Source organism: Flavobacterium cryophilum (assembly GCF_048286555.1).
In the GTDB taxonomy this organism is placed as follows: Bacteria; Bacteroidota; Bacteroidia; order Flavobacteriales; family Flavobacteriaceae; genus Flavobacterium.
This window is the reverse complement of record NZ_JBLVPZ010000017.1, coordinates 1-19,123: the sequence shown is the minus strand read 5'-3', so window position 1 is coordinate 19,123 and position 19,123 is coordinate 1. Positions and strand designations below refer to the sequence as shown.

The 19,123-nt window shown below is 35.1% G+C and carries 13 protein-coding genes and 1 rRNA gene; 6 read left to right on the top strand and 8 right to left on the bottom strand.

Annotated elements, in window-relative coordinates:
- Both ACNQGJ_RS16605 and ACNQGJ_RS16600 read right to left on the bottom strand, forming a co-directional pair.
- The coding region (locus ACNQGJ_RS16605; protein ID WP_417975034.1) for a beta strand repeat-containing protein at window positions 1-2,550 on the bottom strand (2,550 nt) is incomplete at its 3' end.
- Between the two features lie 636 nt (window positions 2,551-3,186).
- Window positions 3,187-5,034: a CocE/NonD family hydrolase gene (locus ACNQGJ_RS16600; protein ID WP_417975032.1), complete on the bottom strand. Its 1,848-nt coding sequence runs from the start codon at window positions 5,032-5,034 to the stop codon at window positions 3,187-3,189.
- 607 nt (window positions 5,035-5,641) lie between these two features.
- Here ACNQGJ_RS16600 and ACNQGJ_RS16595 point away from each other — a divergent pair.
- Genes ACNQGJ_RS16595 through ACNQGJ_RS16580 form a run of 4 tightly spaced genes read left to right on the top strand, consistent with a single transcriptional unit; the run spans window position 5,642 to window position 9,451 of the window.
- Window positions 5,642-6,076 (top strand): GNAT family N-acetyltransferase, encoded by a 435-nt coding sequence (locus ACNQGJ_RS16595; protein ID WP_417975030.1) that lies wholly within the window; start codon window positions 5,642-5,644, stop codon window positions 6,074-6,076.
- 6 nt (window positions 6,077-6,082) lie between these two features.
- On the top strand, window positions 6,083-7,237 hold the full coding sequence (locus tag ACNQGJ_RS16590; RefSeq protein ID WP_417975028.1) for an amidohydrolase: 1,155 nt from the start codon (window positions 6,083-6,085) through the stop codon (window positions 7,235-7,237).
- Window positions 7,227-8,378, top strand: coding sequence for an alanine racemase (gene alr / locus ACNQGJ_RS16585; RefSeq protein ID WP_417975026.1), 1,152 nt, complete (start codon window positions 7,227-7,229; stop codon window positions 8,376-8,378). The genes ACNQGJ_RS16590 and alr overlap by 11 nt, the downstream gene beginning before the upstream one ends.
- Window positions 8,378-9,451, top strand: coding sequence for an alanine/ornithine racemase family PLP-dependent enzyme (locus ACNQGJ_RS16580; RefSeq protein ID WP_417975024.1), 1,074 nt, complete (start codon window positions 8,378-8,380; stop codon window positions 9,449-9,451). Before alr ends, ACNQGJ_RS16580 begins: the two co-directional genes overlap by 1 nt.
- A gap of 10 nt (window positions 9,452-9,461) precedes the next feature.
- Here ACNQGJ_RS16580 and ACNQGJ_RS16575 read toward each other — a convergent pair whose 3' ends face one another.
- The 3 genes from ACNQGJ_RS16575 to ACNQGJ_RS16565 are packed head-to-tail and all read right to left on the bottom strand — an operon-like array spanning window position 9,462 to window position 14,113.
- Window positions 9,462-11,489 (bottom strand): protein-disulfide reductase DsbD family protein, encoded by a 2,028-nt coding sequence (locus ACNQGJ_RS16575; RefSeq protein ID WP_417975022.1) that lies wholly within the window; start codon window positions 11,487-11,489, stop codon window positions 9,462-9,464.
- Window positions 11,489-12,799, bottom strand: a complete 1,311-nt coding sequence (gene tilS, locus ACNQGJ_RS16570; protein WP_417975020.1) for a tRNA lysidine(34) synthetase TilS — start codon at window positions 12,797-12,799, stop codon at window positions 11,489-11,491. Before tilS ends, ACNQGJ_RS16575 begins: the two co-directional genes overlap by 1 nt.
- Window positions 12,800-12,811: 12 nt before the next feature.
- On the bottom strand, window positions 12,812-14,113 hold the full coding sequence (locus ACNQGJ_RS16565) for an anthranilate synthase component I family protein (protein WP_417975018.1): 1,302 nt from the start codon (window positions 14,111-14,113) through the stop codon (window positions 12,812-12,814).
- 576 nt (window positions 14,114-14,689) lie between these two features.
- Between ACNQGJ_RS16565 and ACNQGJ_RS16560 the strand changes: the two genes are divergently transcribed.
- Window positions 14,690-15,070, top strand: a complete 381-nt coding sequence (locus ACNQGJ_RS16560) for a DoxX family membrane protein (RefSeq protein WP_417975016.1) — start codon at window positions 14,690-14,692, stop codon at window positions 15,068-15,070.
- Window positions 15,071-15,148: 78 nt separating this feature from the next.
- Here the strand turns inward: ACNQGJ_RS16560 and lpdA are convergent, their stop codons facing one another.
- Both lpdA and ACNQGJ_RS16550 read right to left on the bottom strand, forming a co-directional pair.
- Window positions 15,149-16,552, bottom strand: coding sequence for a dihydrolipoyl dehydrogenase (lpdA, locus tag ACNQGJ_RS16555; RefSeq protein ID WP_417975014.1), 1,404 nt, complete (start codon window positions 16,550-16,552; stop codon window positions 15,149-15,151).
- Window positions 16,553-16,703: 151 nt separating this feature from the next.
- The gene (locus tag ACNQGJ_RS16550; protein ID WP_417975012.1) at window positions 16,704-17,162 is read right to left on the bottom strand and encodes an Lrp/AsnC family transcriptional regulator; all 459 of its coding nucleotides are present in this window, start codon (window positions 17,160-17,162) and stop codon (window positions 16,704-16,706) included.
- Between the two features lie 284 nt (window positions 17,163-17,446).
- On the opposite strand from ACNQGJ_RS16550, the gene ACNQGJ_RS16545 reads away from it, so the two are divergent.
- Entirely contained in the window at window positions 17,447-18,673 is a 1,227-nt protein-coding gene (locus ACNQGJ_RS16545; protein ID WP_417975010.1) for an aminotransferase class I/II-fold pyridoxal phosphate-dependent enzyme, read from the top strand.
- A 336-nt stretch (window positions 18,674-19,009) separates the two neighbouring features.
- On the opposite strand, the gene rrf is transcribed toward ACNQGJ_RS16545, so the two are convergent.
- Window positions 19,010-19,119: ribosomal RNA gene (gene rrf / locus ACNQGJ_RS16540) — 5S ribosomal RNA — on the bottom strand.
- Window positions 19,120-19,123 lie beyond the last annotated feature (4 nt).

The window sequence follows — 19,123 nt, the reverse complement described above, 5'->3', positions numbered from 1 at the left end:
TGCAGTCTGAGCAATCGTGCTTCCAGCACAGTTGTCAGCAGAAGTTGGAGCAGTCCAAGAAACGGTAGCACCACAAACACCTGCATTATTATTTACAGAAATGTTTCCTGGAAGAGCAACGATTGTCGGTTTCTCATTATCAGTAACTGTAATTGTAAATGAAGCTGCATAAGTATTTAAAGCCGCATCGGTAGCAGTATATGTAATTGTTGAAACTCCGATTGGGAACACAGTACCTGAAGCAGCACCTGCAGTCTGAGCAATCGTACTTCCAGCACAGTTGTCAGCAGAAGTTGGAGCAGTCCAAGAAACGGTAGCACCACAAACACCTGCATTATTATTTACAGAAATGTTTCCTGGAAGAGCGACGATTGTCGGTTTCTCATTATCAGTAACTGTAATTGTAAATGAAGCTGCATAAGTATTTAAAGCCGCATCGGTAGCAGTATATGTAATTGTTGAAACTCCGATTGGGAACACAGTCCCCGAAGCAGCACCTGCAGTCTGAGCAATCGTACTTCCAGCACAGTTGTCAGCAGAAGTTGGAGCAGTCCAAGAAACGGTAGCACCACAAACACCTGCATTATTATTTACAGAAATGTTTCCTGGAAGAGCGACGATTGTCGGTTTCTCATTATCAGTAACCGTAATTGTAAATGAAGCTGCATAAGTATTTAAAGCCGCATCGGTAGCAGTATATGTAATTGTTGAAACTCCAATTGGGAACACAGTCCCTGAAGCAGCACCTGCAGTCTGAGCAATCGTGCTTCCAGCACAGTTGTCAGCAGAAGTTGGAGCAGTCCAAGAAACGGTAGCACCACAAACACCTGTATTATTATTTACAGAAATGTTGCCTGGAAGAGCGACGATTGTCGGTTTCTCATTATCAGTAACTGTAATTGTAAATGAAGCTGCATAAGTATTTAAAGCCGCATCGGTAGCAGTATATGTAATTGTTGAAACTCCAATTGGGAACACAGTACCTGAAGCAGGACCTGCAGTCTGAGCAATCGTGCTTCCAGCACAGTTGTCAGCAGAAGTTGGAGCAGTCCAAGAAACGGTAGCACCACAAACACCTGCATTATTATTTACAGAAATGTTGCCTGGAAGAGCGACGATTGTCGGTTTCTCATTATCAGTAACCGTAATTGTAAATGAAGCTGCATAAGTATTTAAAGCCGCATCGGTAACTGTATAGGTAATTGTTGAAACTCCGATTGGGAATACAGTACCTGAAGCAGCACCTGCAGTCTGAGCAATCGTGCTTCCAGCACAGTTGTCAGCAGAAGTTGGAGCAGTCCAAGAAACGGTAGCACCACAAACACCTGCATTATTATTTACAGAAATGTTTCCTGGAAGAGCAACGATTGTTGGTTTCTCATTATCAGTAACTGTAATTGTAAATGAAGCTGCATAAGTATTTAAAGCCGCATCGGTAGCAGTATATGTAATTGTTGAAACTCCGATTGGGAACACAGTACCTGAAGCAGCACCTGCAGTCTGAGCAATCGTACTTCCAGCACAGTTGTCAGCAGAAGTTGGAGCAGTCCAAGAAACGGTAGCACCACAAACACCTGCATTATTATTTACAGAAATGTTTCCTGGAAGAGCGACGATGGTTGGCTTTATATTATCTGCCACCGTTACTGTAAAAGTGGATGTAGCATTAGAACCACAACCATTACTTGCAGTTATTATTACGTTTGTAACTCCTTTATTAAAAGTAGATCCATTACCAGTACCTGAACCGCTACCGGTTGTGGCGCCAGAAAAAGAATATGATAAAGTAGGGGTTGGTGTTCCCGTTGCTGTTACAGTGTAATTAACAAAAGCAGTGCATAAAGAGGGAGAAGTATTAGCAGACTGTGGGCCAGGATTACTGATCGAAGGTGCAACGCAACTAACATATGTCGCTTCTATTGGAAAATTACCACTACCTGTAACACTTGTAGGTGAAACAGGGTTAGTGTTAGACAAGGTGTATGCTGTACCTGAAACACTAATTGTATAAGGGAATTGAAAACTCAAATTTCCAGAGAGGGCTATCGTAGTACTTGCACCGTTACCACCTCCTCCAGTGGAGAAAGTAATAGAACTATTGACAGAGTTTCCCGACGGTTGTGCAGTCCCTTGATATTGAACTGTAACATTAACATTTGGAGGAAGTCCTGTAGTTGAAAATTTGACATTTGCGTCCGTAAAAACATGCACCGCAGTCCTTAAAGTTTGTTTACCTTCCGCAGTCAATGTAAAAGTCACGCCGAGATGGCGCATTAGAATAGGGAATTCCACTCTAAAAGTACCATCTGGATTAACAGGAATATCATGATATTCATGAATATCGTCGACAAATGGTTCTTCCGCAAAGTGTAGATCTACGAATTGATCCCCTGTCCAACCTGAACCGGTAACAATTGCTATCTCCCCAGGAGAGTAGTCCAACTTATCAGTAGTTACAGTCGCCTGTGCAAAAGCAGCGCTGGCTAAAAACAAATTGACAATTAGAAAGAAAGAACTTAAAAATCTTGATTTGAGTAAAAATGTTTTCATATTGATTGCTTAAAAAATGATAAAATAACGAATACGGTATAGTTGATTATGAAATGTAAACTCGATAGAATGAAGTTTCTATCGCAACTTTTTGATCATTTTAGTAGAACTTATTTTAAAAAACAAAAACTGTTTTTTTATAATAAAAAGGTTTTTCAACCATTTAAATTTCATGTACTTAGACACTAAATTATATTAATTTTATATCTCCATTAACATTTATTTAATATTTTCGATGAAAGGAATAAAAACAACTACCAACTACACAATAGATTGTTTTTCTAGTAAATTAAAAATTGTAAAAAGAAAATTTCAGTGTGATTTGCATTTCAATTTCACATTTTAGCCGCGGCGAATAAATTGAGGAACAAATAAAAAAATGCATTCTATTTACTCAAAGAATCAAATTGCTTTACTGATTGTATTCATGTACAATTTGACAAAGCCCTTATCTTAACCGCATTTTCGATTGATTCTCATCGTATTTTAAGCTACTTGTGTGATAGAGAAATCGTGGAGAGTCGATCCTTTTATGGACTTTGGTTTATTTTAAAGTAGAGAAATAGAAGACAAAAAAAATCCCAATCTAAAAATAGATTGGGATTTTAAAAATCGAAATTTTTTGTTTTTGCTTTGTTACTTCAAAACAGTAAACTCAATTTTTGAATCATTATAAATTCTATGGGTTTGTTTCTTGAAATCTTCTGGTTTAGCATAAAATATATTATCCACAAACGTTTGCGGATTCAAATCAATAAATGGAAACCATGTACTTTGAACCTGAATCTGGATTTTATGTCCTTTTTTGAACGTGTGAAAAACATCTTGTAACTTAATATTTACTGGTGTTTTTTCATTGGCAAAAAAAGGTTCCGGTTTTGAAAAACTGTTTCTGAAACGTCCTCGCATTACCTCACTGCGCACCATCATGTGGTAATTACTCATTTTCAAATAAGGTGCAACTTCTTTTGTTTCCGGTTCATCACTAGGAAAAACATCAATTACTTTAACAATCCAATCCGCATCCGTTCCTGTAGTAGAAACTTGCAATTTTGCCAAAATTTCTCCCGCCAACGTAGTATCATCACTTAATACTTCCGTTTCAAAAACCAGCACATCTGGACGTCTAGCAGCAAAACGCTGATCATCCGTCATGTATTTTCTTGGTGTAAGCCCTTGTTGTTTAATATCCTCTGAATAAGGAACCGGTTTTTTAGGATCACTTACAAATTCCTCAAAAGCAAAATTCTTTTTTGCCATTTTTGACAATCGATTGTCTTGTAAAAAGAAATCTTGTTTTTCAGTATTTTGTGGAGGCCACGAATCATACGTTTTCCATTCTTTAGCACCTGAATCAAAAACATAGGCTTCGGGTAATTTATTTTCTCCTTTCCCATTATTTTTCAAAAAATGGCGGAAAAAATTAGCTTCAATATTTTTCTGATAAAAACCAGAAATACTGTCTCCAAAATTAATATTACCAATCACTTGTTTTGCAGAATTTCTAGCCCAATCGCCATGACTCCATGGTCCCATCACGATGGTATTATAGTTTTTACTACTTTTTTCTATGGTACTATACGTGTTTAAAGGCCCATATAAATCTTCGGCATCAAACCAACCTCCTACTGTCATTACAGCTGGTTTTATGTTTTTCAAATGTTGTAAAATCCCACGTTTTTGCCAAAAATCATCATAACTGGAATGGTCTTTCAGCTGTTGCCAAAACTCATTATCTTTACCGTAATACTTATCTAAATTAGACAATGGTCCTGCATCCAAGAAAAATTGGTAATCATCATTTGTTCCTGTATTCGTAAATTTATACCACGGTTCCGTAGTACGTTTTGTTTTTTGAGGTCCAAATAATGGCGTTACTTTCCAATAACTCAACAAATAAGCTCCATTGTGATGAAAATCATCAAAAAAGAAATCAGCAATACAGGCTTGAGGTGAAACCGCTTTTAATGCAGGATGATTGCTTAACAAAGAATAGGTTGCATAAAATCCAGGGTAAGAAATCCCCCAAGTTCCAACATTTCCGTTATTATTTGCTACATTTTTAACTAGCCAGTCAATCGTGTCATACGTATCCGAGGCTTCATCGGTATCTTTTTTACTTTTTTTGTTAGGTATAAAACCTCGCATGTTGTCATATAAACCATCACTCATAAAGCGACCACGAACATCTTGATAAACTACAATATACCCCTCTTTCATCATGGTTTCACTTGGAGAAATACTTTTTTTAAACTGATTTTCTCCATAAGGCCCTGAATTATAAGGCGTTCTTTGCATTATAATTGGATATTTTTTTGAAACATCTTTTGGGGTGTAAATAGAAGTAAACAACTCTGCACCATCGCGCATTTTAATATGCACTTCTTTTTTGGTGTAATTATCAGCAACATAATTTGGTACTTTATCTTGGGCAAAAAGAATTGCACCAATAAAAAAAAGAGAAATACTTAGTAATTTTTTCATGAATTTTTTAATTAAAATAGTTTTTAAAGATAAAAATTCTGTCCGAATATAGTACTCTTTCACTTGCTTTTTTAAAACATTAATCTCAAATTATTATAAAATTAAAAATTTTAACTTATACTTTTTTAGATAAAATAGAGGCGTTTATTCCTTTTTTTAATTCTATTTCCTATTCCTATATAATCCAAAAACAAAAATTAATTCTTCTTTGAAAACTAATAATTAATCTTGTTTAATGATTAACCGTTTCTTTTTTTTAGCCTACAAAAAGCGTGTTGAAATTATTAATTTAATGATAAAAAATAGAATTCACGACTTTAAATTGGAATTTTTCAATAAAATTAGCCTATATTTGCGAAACACTCATCAATACGTTGCGATTAATTGAAGTTCATTTTACGAACTTTTAATCATAAACTAAGATTCCTTATTTTAGAAATCATTCTAAAAAAAATTATCTTTTTAGCAGTTTACTGCCTCTTGTGCCTTTTGGAAAAATTCCATTTACAGGCTTTTAAATAATCGAAAAAATTAAACTGTTTGATTTTCTATTCAGAAAAACTAATATGCTAATTGCACCTAATATTTAACACTAAAATACTTTGAAATGGAGTTCAAACAAATTAATGCTACTACTGGAGAAGATTCCATTTATACCAATCAAATTGTAGCACTATTCCTTAATACTCATTTAGAACAATATGGAGACACTATTGAAGACATTCAAAAATGCATTGATTATGTCATGAATCCTGCCAAAGGAGGAAACATTGTAGTGGGAATCGAGGAACAAAAAATCGTAGGGGTTGTGATTTTAAACAACACGGGGATGAAAGATTTTATTCCCGAAAATATTTTGGTATACATTGCCGTGGACAACAGCCAACGCGGAAAAGGGTTTGGAAAACAATTGATGCAAAAAGCAATATCGATTGCCGAAGGAAATATTGCACTGCATGTAGAACCCGATAATCCTGCTAAAAAACTATATGAAAAACTAGGCTTTACAAATAAATATTTGGAAATGCGCCTCATAAAATAGTCCAAAATGGAAAATTCAAACCACTTTACCGATTCACTTGTGCAGTTACGAAAGGAATTACACAAACACCCAGAGGTTTCAGGTAAAGAAATTCAAACATCCAAACGCATTATTTCTTTTCTCGAAAATCACCCTCCTGATGAATTGATTACCGGAGTAGGCACAACTGGCGTAGTCGCAATTTACAAAGGTAAAAAAGCCGGAAAAACAGTATTATTTAGATGTGAACTGGATGCTTTGCCAATTGAAGAGAGCAATAATTTTGAACATCGCTCACTAATTAATGGCGTTTCACACAAATGCGGACACGATGGTCACATGGCTATTCTCTGTGGTTTAGCTGCTGCATTACATCAGAACAACCCAGAATCAGGTACTGTCCTTTTATTATTTCAACCGGCTGAGGAAGATGGCAGTGGTGCTCAAAAAGTATTTTCAGATCCCAAATTTACTTCCATTCAGCCCGATTACGTATTTGCGCTGCACAATTTACCAGGATTTCCTTTACATCAAATTGTAGTGAAAAACGAAACTTTTACCTGCGCCGTAAACAGCATTATTATAAAATTAAAAGGCAAAACAGCTCATGCAGGTGAACCCGAAAAAGGAATAAACCCTGCTTTAGCAATAGCCACTATTATAAATCAATTCAATGCAAATATTCAGGCAGATAGTACTAAAGAAAACTATTGCCTGATCACCCCTATTTATACCAAAATAGGCAAAAAAGCCTATGGCGTATCAGCTGGTGCAGGAGAAATTCATTTTACAGTACGAAGCGACAGTAATTTGCAGATGAGAAAAATCGAAGTGGCTTTAGAAAATGTAGCCCAATCAATCGCAAAAGCGCATCATCTGAAGTGTAAAACCAGATGGACTCAAAGTTTTCAAGCCAATGAAAATGACAGAACGGCTGTAGCAATTATCAGAAAGGCGGCAATAGTTACGGATTTTACATTATTCGAAAAAGAAAAACCATTTACGTGGGGTGAAGATTTTGGCTTGTTTACACAACACTATTCTGGTGCCATGTTTGGACTGGGTTCTGGAATAAACACACCCGCTTTACATAATCCTGATTATGATTTCCCCGATGAAATTATAGCAACTGGAGTCGCTATTTTTCATCAAATCAGTAAACAAATTACAAATGCACACTAATTCACTTATAGAGCTTGATCGCACTGCGTATCAAAATAACATCGATTTTCTAAAAAAAACCTTTGGAAAAAAAGTAATTATTTCCAGTGTAGTAAAAGGAAATGCTTATGGTCATGGGGTGCAGGAATTTGTGTCTTTGGCTTTTCAATCTGGCGTAACTCATTTTTCTGTCTTTGATGTTCAGGAAGCTAAAGTTGTAAAAACTACTTTAGATAACAAGGCAACAATTATGGTTATGGGACTCGTCAAGGATGAAGATATGGAATGGGTAATCAAAAATGATATTGAATTCTTTGTTTTTGATAAAAGTCGGCTTACCATAGCTATGAAAACCGCTAAAAAACTAGATAAAAAAGCAATTCTGCATATTGAAGTAGAAACCGGAATGAACCGAACGGGTTTTGACAAAAAGGAACTGAATGCCGTGATTGCTTATTTAAAAAAAGAAGAACAGCATCTTACTTTCAAAGGACTTTGTACTCATTTTGCGGGTGCCGAAAGTATCGCTAATTATTATAGAGTAGATCAACAAATTAAGAAGTTCGAAGAAATATATGCCTTTTTTTGTAAAAATAATCTAAAGCCACAAATCAGACATTCTGCTTGTTCTGCGGCATCGATAATGTTTCCGCAAACGCGAATGGATATGGTGCGCATCGGAATTATGCAATATGGATTGTGGCCCAGTCCAGAAGTATTTGTTACCTACCTTAATTCTAAAAAAAACAAAATAGATCCTCTACAACGGGTTATAACTTGGAAAAGTTCCATTATGAGCATAAAAAAAGTGAACATTGGTGACTTCATAGGATATGGTACCAGTTTTATGGCTAAAAGGAAGATGATAATTGCTATTATCCCCATTGGCTATTGCCACGGATACAGCCGTTCTTTGAGCAACCAAGGCCGCGTGCTTATTCATGGACAGCGCTGCATTGTAGTGGGCTCCATTAACATGAACATGATGACCGTAGATGTTACAGATGTAGACACGCCAAAAAAAGAGGATGAAGTTGTCCTAATTGGCACTCAAAAAGAACTCTCCGTCTCTGTAGCTTCTTTTAGTGATTTCAGCAATCAACTCAATTATGAATTATTAACTCGGATTTCTAAAACAATCCCACGTAAAATTATAAATTAATGGCCTTTATAAAATTATACCGCAAAAAATTACAGGAAAATTATCATTTTTTAGACCACATATTTAAATCCAGAAATATTCAGTGGGGAGTAGTATCAAAACTATTATGTGGAAATAAAATTTATCTCAAAGAAATTATCGCCTTGGGCGTACGGGAAATTCATGATTCCAGAGTAAGTAATTTAAAAAAAATTAAGGCACTGGATCCAGAAATTCAAACCGTTTACATTAAACCTCCGGCAAAACGAAGTATCGAAAGTATTGTGCGTTATGCCGATATTAGTTTTAACACTGAAATCTATACGATTCAATTACTTTCGGACGAAGCCATCAAACAAAATAAAACGCATAAAATCATCATCATGATTGAAATGGGTGATCTTCGTGAGGGCGTCATGGGGGAAGAATTAATTGAGTTTTACGGTTCCATTTTAAAAATGCCCAACATAGAAATATCTGGTATTGGAACTAATCTTAATTGTCTTAGCGGTGTAATGCCAACGCAGGATAAACTAATTCAATTGAGTTTATACAAACAGTTAATTGAAGCTAAATTTAACATTAGTATTCCATTTGTTTCTGGAGGAACTTCCGTTGCGATTCCTTTAATATTGAAAAATGCACGACCAATGGCTGTGAATCATTTTAGAATAGGAGAAGCACTCTTTTTTGGCAAAGATTTGTTTACCGGACTTACCATCGAGGGAATGCATAATGATGTTTTCAAATTATATGCTGAAATCATCGAAATCACTGAAAAACCAAATATACCAACCGGTGAATTAGGCGAGAATGTTGCCGGAAATTCCTTTTCAATGAATCAGGTTAGTGATTTGGGAATTACTTCACTCAGAGCCATTTTAGATATTGGATTATTGGACATGCAACCTCAATACATCGAATCTGACGACGAAGATATTACAATTGTAGACGCCAGTTCTGACATGCTGGTTATCGATATTTCAAATTCTAAAAAAACCTATAAAATTGGAGATTTAGTTGCTTTTAAAATAAGATATATGGGTGCATTGTATCTTTTAAATTCCGATTATATCGAAAAGGTAATCGAATAAAAAGCCTATCTCACCTTTTAAAGCGATCAATTCCCTCTCTTAACCATCCTTTATAAGCATTGATATCTGAGTTATAACTTTCCGGTTTGTCAGATAACATATTTCCTTCAACATCTAAAATGATGTAATACGGTTGTGCATTGGCTTTAAATTTTGTGATTTGAAAATCACTCCATTTATTCCCGGTGCTTACAATTTCTTTACCTGTTTCTTTAGATACATATTGATCACTTTTAGGCAGTTCTCTTTTATCGTCCACATACAAAGAGATTAACACTACTTCCTCCTGTAATATTTGAAGTATCTCAGGATCAGACCAAACGTAATCTTCCATTTTTCTACAATTCACACAAGCATACCCTGTGAAATCAAGTAAAATTGGCTTATTTATTGATTTGGCATAAGCCAATCCTTTTTCATAATCATCAAAAGCTACAAGATCATGTGGTCCTAAATGTGCGCCTTCCGGCAAAATTTGGGCTGCTGCATTCGATCCGCCCTTGGAGTTCCCTACTCCGTATGGACTTTCACTGTAAGTCATTGGTGGTGGAAAACCAGAAATTAATTTTAATGGCGCTCCCCAAATTCCGGGAACCAAATATATCGTAAAGGCCAAAAATACTAATCCCAAGGACAATCTTCCCACTGAAATATGGTTCATCGGACTATCGTGCGGAAGCGTAATTTTTCCGAATAAATACAGTGTCAACGTTCCAAAAATAGCGATCCAAATCACCAAGAAAACTTCTCTTTCCAAGAAATGCAATTGCAATACTAAATCTGCATTCGACAAAAATTTGAACGCTAAAGCCAATTCCAAAAATCCTAAAACTACTTTAACGGTATTCAACCAACCACCAGATTTCGGCAATGAATTCAACCAACCCGGGAACATGGCAAACAACATAAAAGGTAAGGCTAAAGCCAATGAAAATCCGAACATACCTATAATTGGTGCAATTCCGCCTTTGGAAGCTGCTTCAACCAAAAGTGTTCCCACAATAGGGCCTGTACAAGAAAAAGATACAATCGCTAATGCCAAGGCCATGAACAAAATTCCAATTATTCCGCCTCTGTCGGCTTGATTATCTACTTTATTAGCCCATGAATTAGGCAACATAATTTCAAAAGCACCCAAAAATGAGGCAGCAAATGTGACCAATAAAATAAAAAATATAATGTTAAACCAAACATTTGTCGACAATGCATTTAATGCGTCGGCACCAAAAACCCAGGTCACCAAGAAGCCTAAAACTACATAAATAAATATAATGGCAATTCCATAAATAATGGCGTTCCTAATCCCTTTTGCTTTTGTTTTACTTTGTTTCGTAAAAAAACTTACCGTCATCGGAATCATCGGGAAAACACACGGCGTGAGCAACGCGGCAAATCCAGAAAGAAAAGCAATGAAGAAAATTGACCACAATCCTCTTTGATTGGAAGGCTTATTATCTAAAACAGGAACGGTTTCGCGTGTGCTTATTTGTTTTTTATTTAAATCCGTATTGGTAACAACAGTGTCTGTTTCTGCTGAATCGATAGTACTTAAATCAGGAGATATAGCTGCTATTTCGGTTGTTTTTGCAGTTGCAGGAATTGCAAACGTAAAATTCTTCTCGATATTGATACACGCTTCTTTACAAACTTGATAGTTCAAATTGACTTCAATTTTTGTAATCTTTGGATTTGTTATTGTAATTTCTTGTTGAATTTGAGCTTTACTCTCAAAGTACGTTTCATTAACTTCAAAGATATCATTGAAAGCAGTTTTGGTTTTACTTTCTTTGGCTTTGCCAACTAAATTAAAGTTTCCTTTTTGATTTTTGAAAATAATTTCCAAAGGCAAAGATCCACCATCAGCTGTAAATTGGGAATACAGATGCCAATCTTTTTCTATGATGGCATTAAAAGTAAGTATATAATTATTCTCTGATTTTTTTTCAATTTTGCTAGTCCATTTTGCAGGATCAAGAATTTGAGCGTCACCATTGGCAAAAGCCAAAAAAGCAATGAGTATAAATAGTAGTTTCTTCATTATTCTAACTGTATTTTAAGTATATTCTTTGTTGTATTGTCAATTTTAAAGCGTTCATCCTGACGGACATTAATAACCCAAACTATTGCATCATTCGAACATAACAGCCATGCGTTTTCTTTTTCTATCAATGATAATTTTTCATCTTTAAAAAGCTTACTTACTTTCTTGGATTTACCGTTCATCCCAAAAGGTTGAAAATTATCTCCGTGGCTCCAGCGGCGCAAAATTAACGGGTACTCTAGTTTATCAGCGTTAACAAAGATAGTTTTATTTGAAACGATACTAATGTCAGTTACTTTACAAAACGTAAGATTTAAGGGAATATTAACTTGTTTTTGACCTTCGTCGATGTTATATTCCGCCTTTTCATTTACGAAATTTATAGGACTTAGGATTAAGGAATTTCTATCTTTTAACAATCGATATTCGGGAGAAAACACCTGCTTCCCTGATTGACTTTCGACCAAATCACAAATATCATCCCACGCTGAAAATTCAAATTCCTTCAGCCATTGGTACAAATATGACTTGTAATTAGGTAATTTTTTTAATTTTTTTAAATCAAAGTAAATAGCCTCTTCCACTTGCTTAGCTACTTGCTGATAAATCATAATTGAAGCATCTTCAACCATAACTTGCGCTTCCTGCAAATAGGTTTGCGTTTTGTGAAAAGAGGACATGAAATTTGGATTTAAATCCTTTAATAGCGGCACTATATGATGGCGAATTTTATTACGAAGATATTTATCCGAAGCATTGCTGCTGTCTTCGCGCCACTGAATGGTATTTAATTTGGCATATTCTCCCATTTCCTCTTGGCTAAATGCCAAAAGTGGACGAATTACTTTTTCGTTTTGTTCTGGAATTCCTGTCAAACCTTCTAATCCGGTTCCTCGACTGAAGTTGATTAGGAATGTTTCCAGATTATCATCGGCATGATGTGCCGTAAGAATATAGTCGAATTTTTCGGTTTCCAATAACTCATAAAACCAATTATACCGCAACTCGCGGGCTGCAACTTGCGTCGAAATTTTATAATCTTCAGCAAATGCTTTAGTGTCAAATTGTGTTATAAACACAGGGATTTCATGTGCCGTGGCATACTCCTGAACAAAATTTTGATCTTCAAAACTTTCCATTTCACGCAGTTGGAAATTGCAATGTGCGATTCCTATATTATAATCCAATTGCTGAAACAAATGCACCATTACCATACTGTCTTTCCCGCCGCTTGTGGCAAGCAGTATTTTTTTTCCGTTCAAGAACTGAAAATGATGAAGAAGATGATTTTTAAATTTCTGTAGCATGTTCAAATTTAATTAATTCATTTTGATTTCACTTAAAACTTCTCGCATAGCTTTCGCTTTAAGCAAACATTCTTCATACTCGTTTTCAGGAATAGATTGCGAAGTGATGGCACTTCCAACCGAAAAAGAGACATATTTTTTTTCTTGATTGTATAAAATGCTACGGATAACCACGTTGAAATCAAAATCTCCGTTAGGTGTAAAGTATCCCACTGCTCCACTATATAAACCCCGTTTTGTTTCTTCCAGCTGTTCAATGATTTTCATCACCGAAATCTTTGGCGCTCCAGTCATACTTCCCATTGGAAAAGTTGTTTTCAAAACGTCAACAACGGAGTACTGTGAATTTAATTTGGAGGTGACCGTAGATATCATCTGATGCACTTGCAAAAAAGAATAAATTTGACACAACTCTTTTACTTCAACAGATCCTTTTTGTGCAGTTCGCGACAAATCATTGCGCACTAAGTCCGTAATCATAATATTTTCGGCTCGTTCTTTTGGGTCAAATGTCAATTTCGTTTTTGATTGCTCATCGACACTTACATCCAAAAAACGTTTTGCGGTTCCTTTTATCGGTTGCGAAATAATCAACTCTCCTTCTTTCTTTAAATAGCGTTCCGGTGTCGCCGACAGTAAAAAATGAATATTACTTTTAAAAAAAACGGCAAATGGTGGCTGTGAAATTTCGTTGAGTTTTATAAATTTTTCGATTGGATCTATTACGGCATTTTCAGCAAAAAATTCCATACAAAAATTAGCTTCATAAATATTGCCTTGATGAATGTGTTCCAATACTTTTGAAACCTTATCTAAATAATTCACTTTTGAGATCCTCTGTTGAATCGCTATTTGTGAATGCTGCAAACTGAACACTGAACGCTGATCACCAATTTCTTTAAAATCTTCCTCAACTTCTTCATCACACATACTGAGATATTGAATATCCAGTTGGTCTCCTTTCAATAAAAACAACTTCTTAGGCTGAAAGAAATACAAATCCGGAAAATCCAACCCGTCAAAATTCTTAGATTGTAATTGCTCAATATCATTTTTTAAATCATACGATAAATAGCCAAAAAGCCAGTCTTTGGTACTTTGCTGGTATTGCTTTAAATCCTCAAAAGCATTGTGATAATCCGTCTTTATTGAAGTTAATGCATCAACGGCAAGAACACAATCATAACTGGAATAATTGTTTGGATAATCATTACTATCCAAATAAATGATTTCTCTAAATTGTTGCGACCAAAATAAAAGTTGCTGTTTAAACAATTTTGGATCAGAAATAGACTTGTAAATTGAAGTTCTCAAAAAGTATTGGTGTTTAAAATTCAAAATTACAATAAAAAATAAACCTTCAATATCTGATTATACTAAAATTAGTTTATTTTTTTGTAAATTTGATAGTGCATGATAAATTTTGGATTCGTTTAATCATTTAATCATTCTCATTGCGGCATCAAAAATTTTCAAGAATTTAGCTGTTAATGATTTTAAATAATTAATCATTTTTTTAACTGAAATAAAATTTCTTTCAATCCATAATTTACTGCTGAACATTCCACTTGTATGATAGTATTAAAAAATAGTATTGCGACGTTAGTTACTGCCCAATGTTTTAAAGAGTTTATCAAAAAATAAATTTGCGCTGCCTATAAAAATACCGAAGAATTAATAGATTTTGATAGTACAGTAAAAGTAGAGAAGATCGTAAAAAAAACTTTAAATTTTGGTCGAAGTACTCACTTGGAAGCGCAAGATCACGGATGGATAAATGTACATAGTTTTTGCTAATTTAGACAAGTATCAATGGGGAATTATGTATAGGGACGAAATGAAATTCCACAATAATAATGCTCAAATATGTAACCTCTAACACCATATACTATGAAAATTGCAATTATTATTATCCGATCTTTAATTGGACTTTTGCTACTCTATGCATCTGTTAGCTTCTTTTTAAAATTAGCACCAGAACCAGAAGTTACAGGCAATTTCAAAGCTTTTAACGTGGGTTTAGTTGCATCTACTTATTTAATTCCGTTAGCAAAATCAATAGAATTTCTTTGTGGACTATCCTTTATTACTGGACGCTATGTTACCCTTGCCAATATCTTAATCTTACCAATAACCGTAAACATTTTATTTATTAATTTTTTCTTGTCCCCTGAAGGAATACCTGTTGCCGTGTTCTTATTTTTAGGAAATCTGTTTTTAATTTACAGCCATTGGGGAAATTATAGGGGTTTATTTGTAGCAAAAGGTTAAACAAGCGCAGCTCGTAACAAAACAAAAACCCGCTCAATTGAACGGGTTTCACTATTTCCAAAAAAATTATGTAACTAATTATACATGTAAAGCTCTGTTATCAGTAGCCGCTAATGCCGCTTCTTTTATCGCTTCCGCAAATGTTGGATGCGCATGCGAGATTCTCGAAATATCTTCAGCAGATGCTTTGAATTCCATTGCTGTAACTGCTTCAGCAATTAAATCCGCACATCGGGCTCCAATCATGTGAACTCCCAGCACTTCATCTGTTTTTGCATCAGCAAGAATTTTTACAAATCCGTCTAAATCACCTCCAGCACGAGCACGACCTAAAGCTTTAAAAGGAAAACTTCCTGATTTGAATTCGACACCAGCCGCTTTTAATTGTTCCTCCGTTTGTCCTACAGCAGCCACTTCTGGCCAAGTGTAAACAACGCCCGGAATCAAGTTATAATCAATATGAGGTTTTTGACCTGCTAATATTTCAGCAACCATTGCTCCCTCTTCTTCCGCTTTGTGCGCTAACATTGCTCCACGAACAACATCGCCAATGGCATAAATATTAGGAACTGAAGTTTGTAAATGATCGTTTACTTCTACCATTCCTCTATCCGAGATTTTTACTCCTGCTTTATCAGCATTTAATCCGTCAGTATATGGACGACGTCCCACAGAAACTAATGAATAATCACCTTCAAGAGTAATTGTTTCTCCTTTTGCGTTTTCAGCTTGAACAACAACTCCTTCGCCATTTCTTTCCACTGATTTCACTTTGTGTGAAACGTAGAATTTCATGCCTTGTTTTTTTAATACTTTAGTCAATTCTTTAGACAATGAAGCATCCATTCCTGGAATGATTCTGTCTAAATATTCTACTACAGAAACTTGCGCTCCCAATCGTAAATATACTTGACCTAATTCGATTCCGATAACTCCACCACCAATAATTACTAAATGTTTCGGTACTTCTTTAAGTTTCAATGCTTCAGTAGAAGTGATAATTCTTTCTTTGTCAATTTTAATAAATGGTAAAGAAGATGGTTTAGAACCTGTAGCAATAATGATACTTTTACCTTCAATTGTTTCAGAAGTTCCGTCCGCTTTGGCAACCGCAACATGCGTTGCATCTACAAACGAACCCAATCCTTCCATAACTGTAATTTTATTTTTGTCCATTAAAAATTTAACACCACCTGAAGTTTGATCCACAACAGCTTGTTTGCGGGCAATCATTTTTTCAAGATTCACTTTTACTTCGCCGGAAACTTCAATTCCATGATCCGCAAAATGAGCAATTTCACTGTAATGGTGAGAGGAAGCCAACAACGCTTTTGAAGGAATACAACCAACATTCAGACAAGTTCCCCCTAGCGTGGAATATTTTTCGATAATTGCTGTTTTGAAACCTAATTGTGCACAACGAATTGCTGATACATATCCGCCTGGTCCAGAACCTATAATGACTACGTCAAATGAATTCATAGTATATTTATTTATTGTGTTTTTATAAAATGTTGCACAAAATTAAGGAATTAAGTTTTGTTTGAAGTTTAATTCAGAAGGTTTTTTGTTATGAATTTTCAGCACATACCATTTACTTATTCTTGAATACGCTTTAAATTTTCATTTATTTCTAAATAGCAACAATGGTCGTGTTTTTTACTTCGCTAATCATGAAGGTGCTGTGTGTACTTCCTATATGTTGTAGTATAGTAAGTTTTGTAACCAAAAATTCGCGATACGCTTCCATGTCTTTAACTACTATTTTCAGTATATAATCGTAATCGCCGCTCACATGATGGCATTCAATTACTTCCGTGAGTTGTATCACTTCATTTTCGAAAGTTGCAATAAACTCTTTGGTATGTTGTATTAATTTGAGATGACAAAAAACAACAAACCCTTTTCCTACTTTCGAACGATTGACTAATACGACGTATTTATCGATAATTCCTTCTCTCTCTAATTTTTTAATGCGTTCGTAAACGGCAGTAACCGAAAGATTGAGTTTTAAAGAAAGTTCTTTGGTTGTTTTTTTACTGTCGGATTGTAATAAAAACAATAGTTTTTTGTCTACGGTGTCTAATATCATTTAACTGAAAATTAAAATGGATCAATAATCTAAAAAAAACTTATTTGAGCAGCTAATTTAGATAATTAAATTACATATATAACTTTTTATAGTTTTAAAATCCAATATTTAATAATATGGTTGATTATTAATCTATAATGATTTTATTTTGAATTAGATTTCTTAAGCATTCGGGATTTCTAGCCCAGATAGCCGTGAAAATCCTTTTCTTTTTTTGTTTAAAAAAGAAAAGATTGAAACGAATAGCTGGAGATAGCTCCAAAATAAACGATAAAATATAAATTATGAAAAAATTCAATCCCGCAGACCAAATACAGGATTTACAGTACTTTGGAGAATTTGGTGGTGTCAATCCATCGATTTCAGACTCCTCAACCTACACATTCTTATCGGCAAAAACGATGTTCGACACTTTTGAAGGTAATATGGAAGGTTGCTATTTGTATTCTCGCCATTCTTCGCCAAGCAATTTATACTTAGACAAAGCCTTGGCTGCAATGGAAGGAACAGAAGCAGCAAATGTTTCAGCTTCAGGAATGGGAGCGATTACCCCTACACTTTTGCAATTATGCGGCTCAGGTGATCATATTGTCTCCAGCAGAACTATCTATGGCGGAACCTATGCCTTCTTGAAGAATTTCACACCAAGGTTAGGCATCAACACCACATTTGTTGACATTACAAAATTAGACGTTGTAGAAGCAGCTGTTACTGTTAAAACAAAAGTTTTATACTGCGAGACAGTCAGTAATCCTTTACTGGAAGTGGCTGATATTGCGGGTTTAGCAAAAATAGCAAAAAGACACAATTTAAAGTTAGTGGTGGATAATACATTTTCACCATTATCCGTTTCTCCGGCCAAATTAGGAGCTGACATTGTCATTCACAGTTTAACAAAATACATCAATGGAAGCAGTGATACTGTGGCCGGTGTTACCTGTGCGTCACAAGAATTTATCGATAGTTTAAAAAACGTGAATAGTGGCGCGAGTATGCTATTAGGTCCCACAATGGATAGTTTACGTTCGGCCAGTGTGATGAAAAACTTACGTACGTTACATATCCGAATGAAGCAACACAGTCAAAATGCGAGTTATCTTGCAGAACGTTTTGAAAACGACGGAGTAAAAACGGTTTATCCAGGATTAAAAAGCCATCCGAGTCATGAATTATATTCGTCAATGATTAATCACGAATTCGGTTTTGGAGGAATGATGACGATAGATGTAGGTACTTTAGAGAAAGCCAATACGCTAATGGAATTAATGCAGTCACGAAATCTGGGATACCTTGCAGTAAGTTTAGGCTTTTATAAATCTTTATTTAGTGCACCTGGGACTTCCACATCGAGTGAAATACCTATCGAAGAACAAATGGAAATGGGGTTGACTGATGGTTTGATTCGATTTTCTATAGGCTTAGATAATGATATTGAAAAAACGTATCAGATGATGAAAAATTGCATGATAGAACTGAATGTACTTACATCCGAATCCATTTTAACAGAATAGTTTATTTATTTGCAATTTGAAAAAGCGGCAAATATTTTGCTGCTTTTTCAAATTACAAAGTTTTTTTGCATTAAAGCTATAATAAGACAATCAGAATTATAACTTATACCACTCCTAATTATAAGTTAAATCAACCTACTATATGCTTATATTATCTCTAAAGCTAAATCTCCATTCCTCCGTAATCAACTGAAATACAAAACTATAGATTTAAAAAGCAATTTAAATGGGTGCTTTATTTGACGATCAAATCGTTTTTGATTTTTTATTACGCTTCTAACTAAAACTTATTTAACACAAAAAACCCCGTTTCGTAAGAAACGGGGTTTTTCAAAAGAAAGGCGACGACATACTCTCCCACATAACTGCAGTACCATCTGCGCAGGCGGGCTTAACTACTCTGTTCGGGATGGGAAGAGGTGAGCCCCGCCGCAATAACCACCTTAAGAG

Excerpts from the sequence above, each read along its gene's own strand:
- lpdA (WP_417975014.1), bottom strand. The coding sequence starts at position 16,552 with ATGAATTCATTTGACGTAGTCATTATAGGTTCTGGACCAGGCGGATAT.
- ACNQGJ_RS16560 (WP_417975016.1), top strand. The coding sequence starts at position 14,690 with ATGAAAATTGCAATTATTATTATCCGATCTTTAATTGGACTTTTGCTA.
- ACNQGJ_RS16580 (WP_417975024.1), top strand. The coding sequence starts at position 8,378 with ATGGCCTTTATAAAATTATACCGCAAAAAATTACAGGAAAATTATCAT.
- ACNQGJ_RS16600 (WP_417975032.1), bottom strand. The coding sequence starts at position 5,034 with ATGAAAAAATTACTAAGTATTTCTCTTTTTTTTATTGGTGCAATTCTT.
- alr (WP_417975026.1), top strand. The coding sequence starts at position 7,227 with ATGCACACTAATTCACTTATAGAGCTTGATCGCACTGCGTATCAAAAT.
- ACNQGJ_RS16595 (WP_417975030.1), top strand. The coding sequence starts at position 5,642 with ATGGAGTTCAAACAAATTAATGCTACTACTGGAGAAGATTCCATTTAT.
- ACNQGJ_RS16590 (WP_417975028.1), top strand. The coding sequence starts at position 6,083 with ATGGAAAATTCAAACCACTTTACCGATTCACTTGTGCAGTTACGAAAG.
- tilS (WP_417975020.1), bottom strand. The coding sequence starts at position 12,799 with ATGCTACAGAAATTTAAAAATCATCTTCTTCATCATTTTCAGTTCTTG.
- ACNQGJ_RS16545 (WP_417975010.1), top strand. The coding sequence starts at position 17,447 with ATGAAAAAATTCAATCCCGCAGACCAAATACAGGATTTACAGTACTTT.
- ACNQGJ_RS16575 (WP_417975022.1), bottom strand. The coding sequence starts at position 11,489 with ATGAAGAAACTACTATTTATACTCATTGCTTTTTTGGCTTTTGCCAAT.
- ACNQGJ_RS16550 (WP_417975012.1), bottom strand. The coding sequence starts at position 17,162 with ATGATATTAGACACCGTAGACAAAAAACTATTGTTTTTATTACAATCC.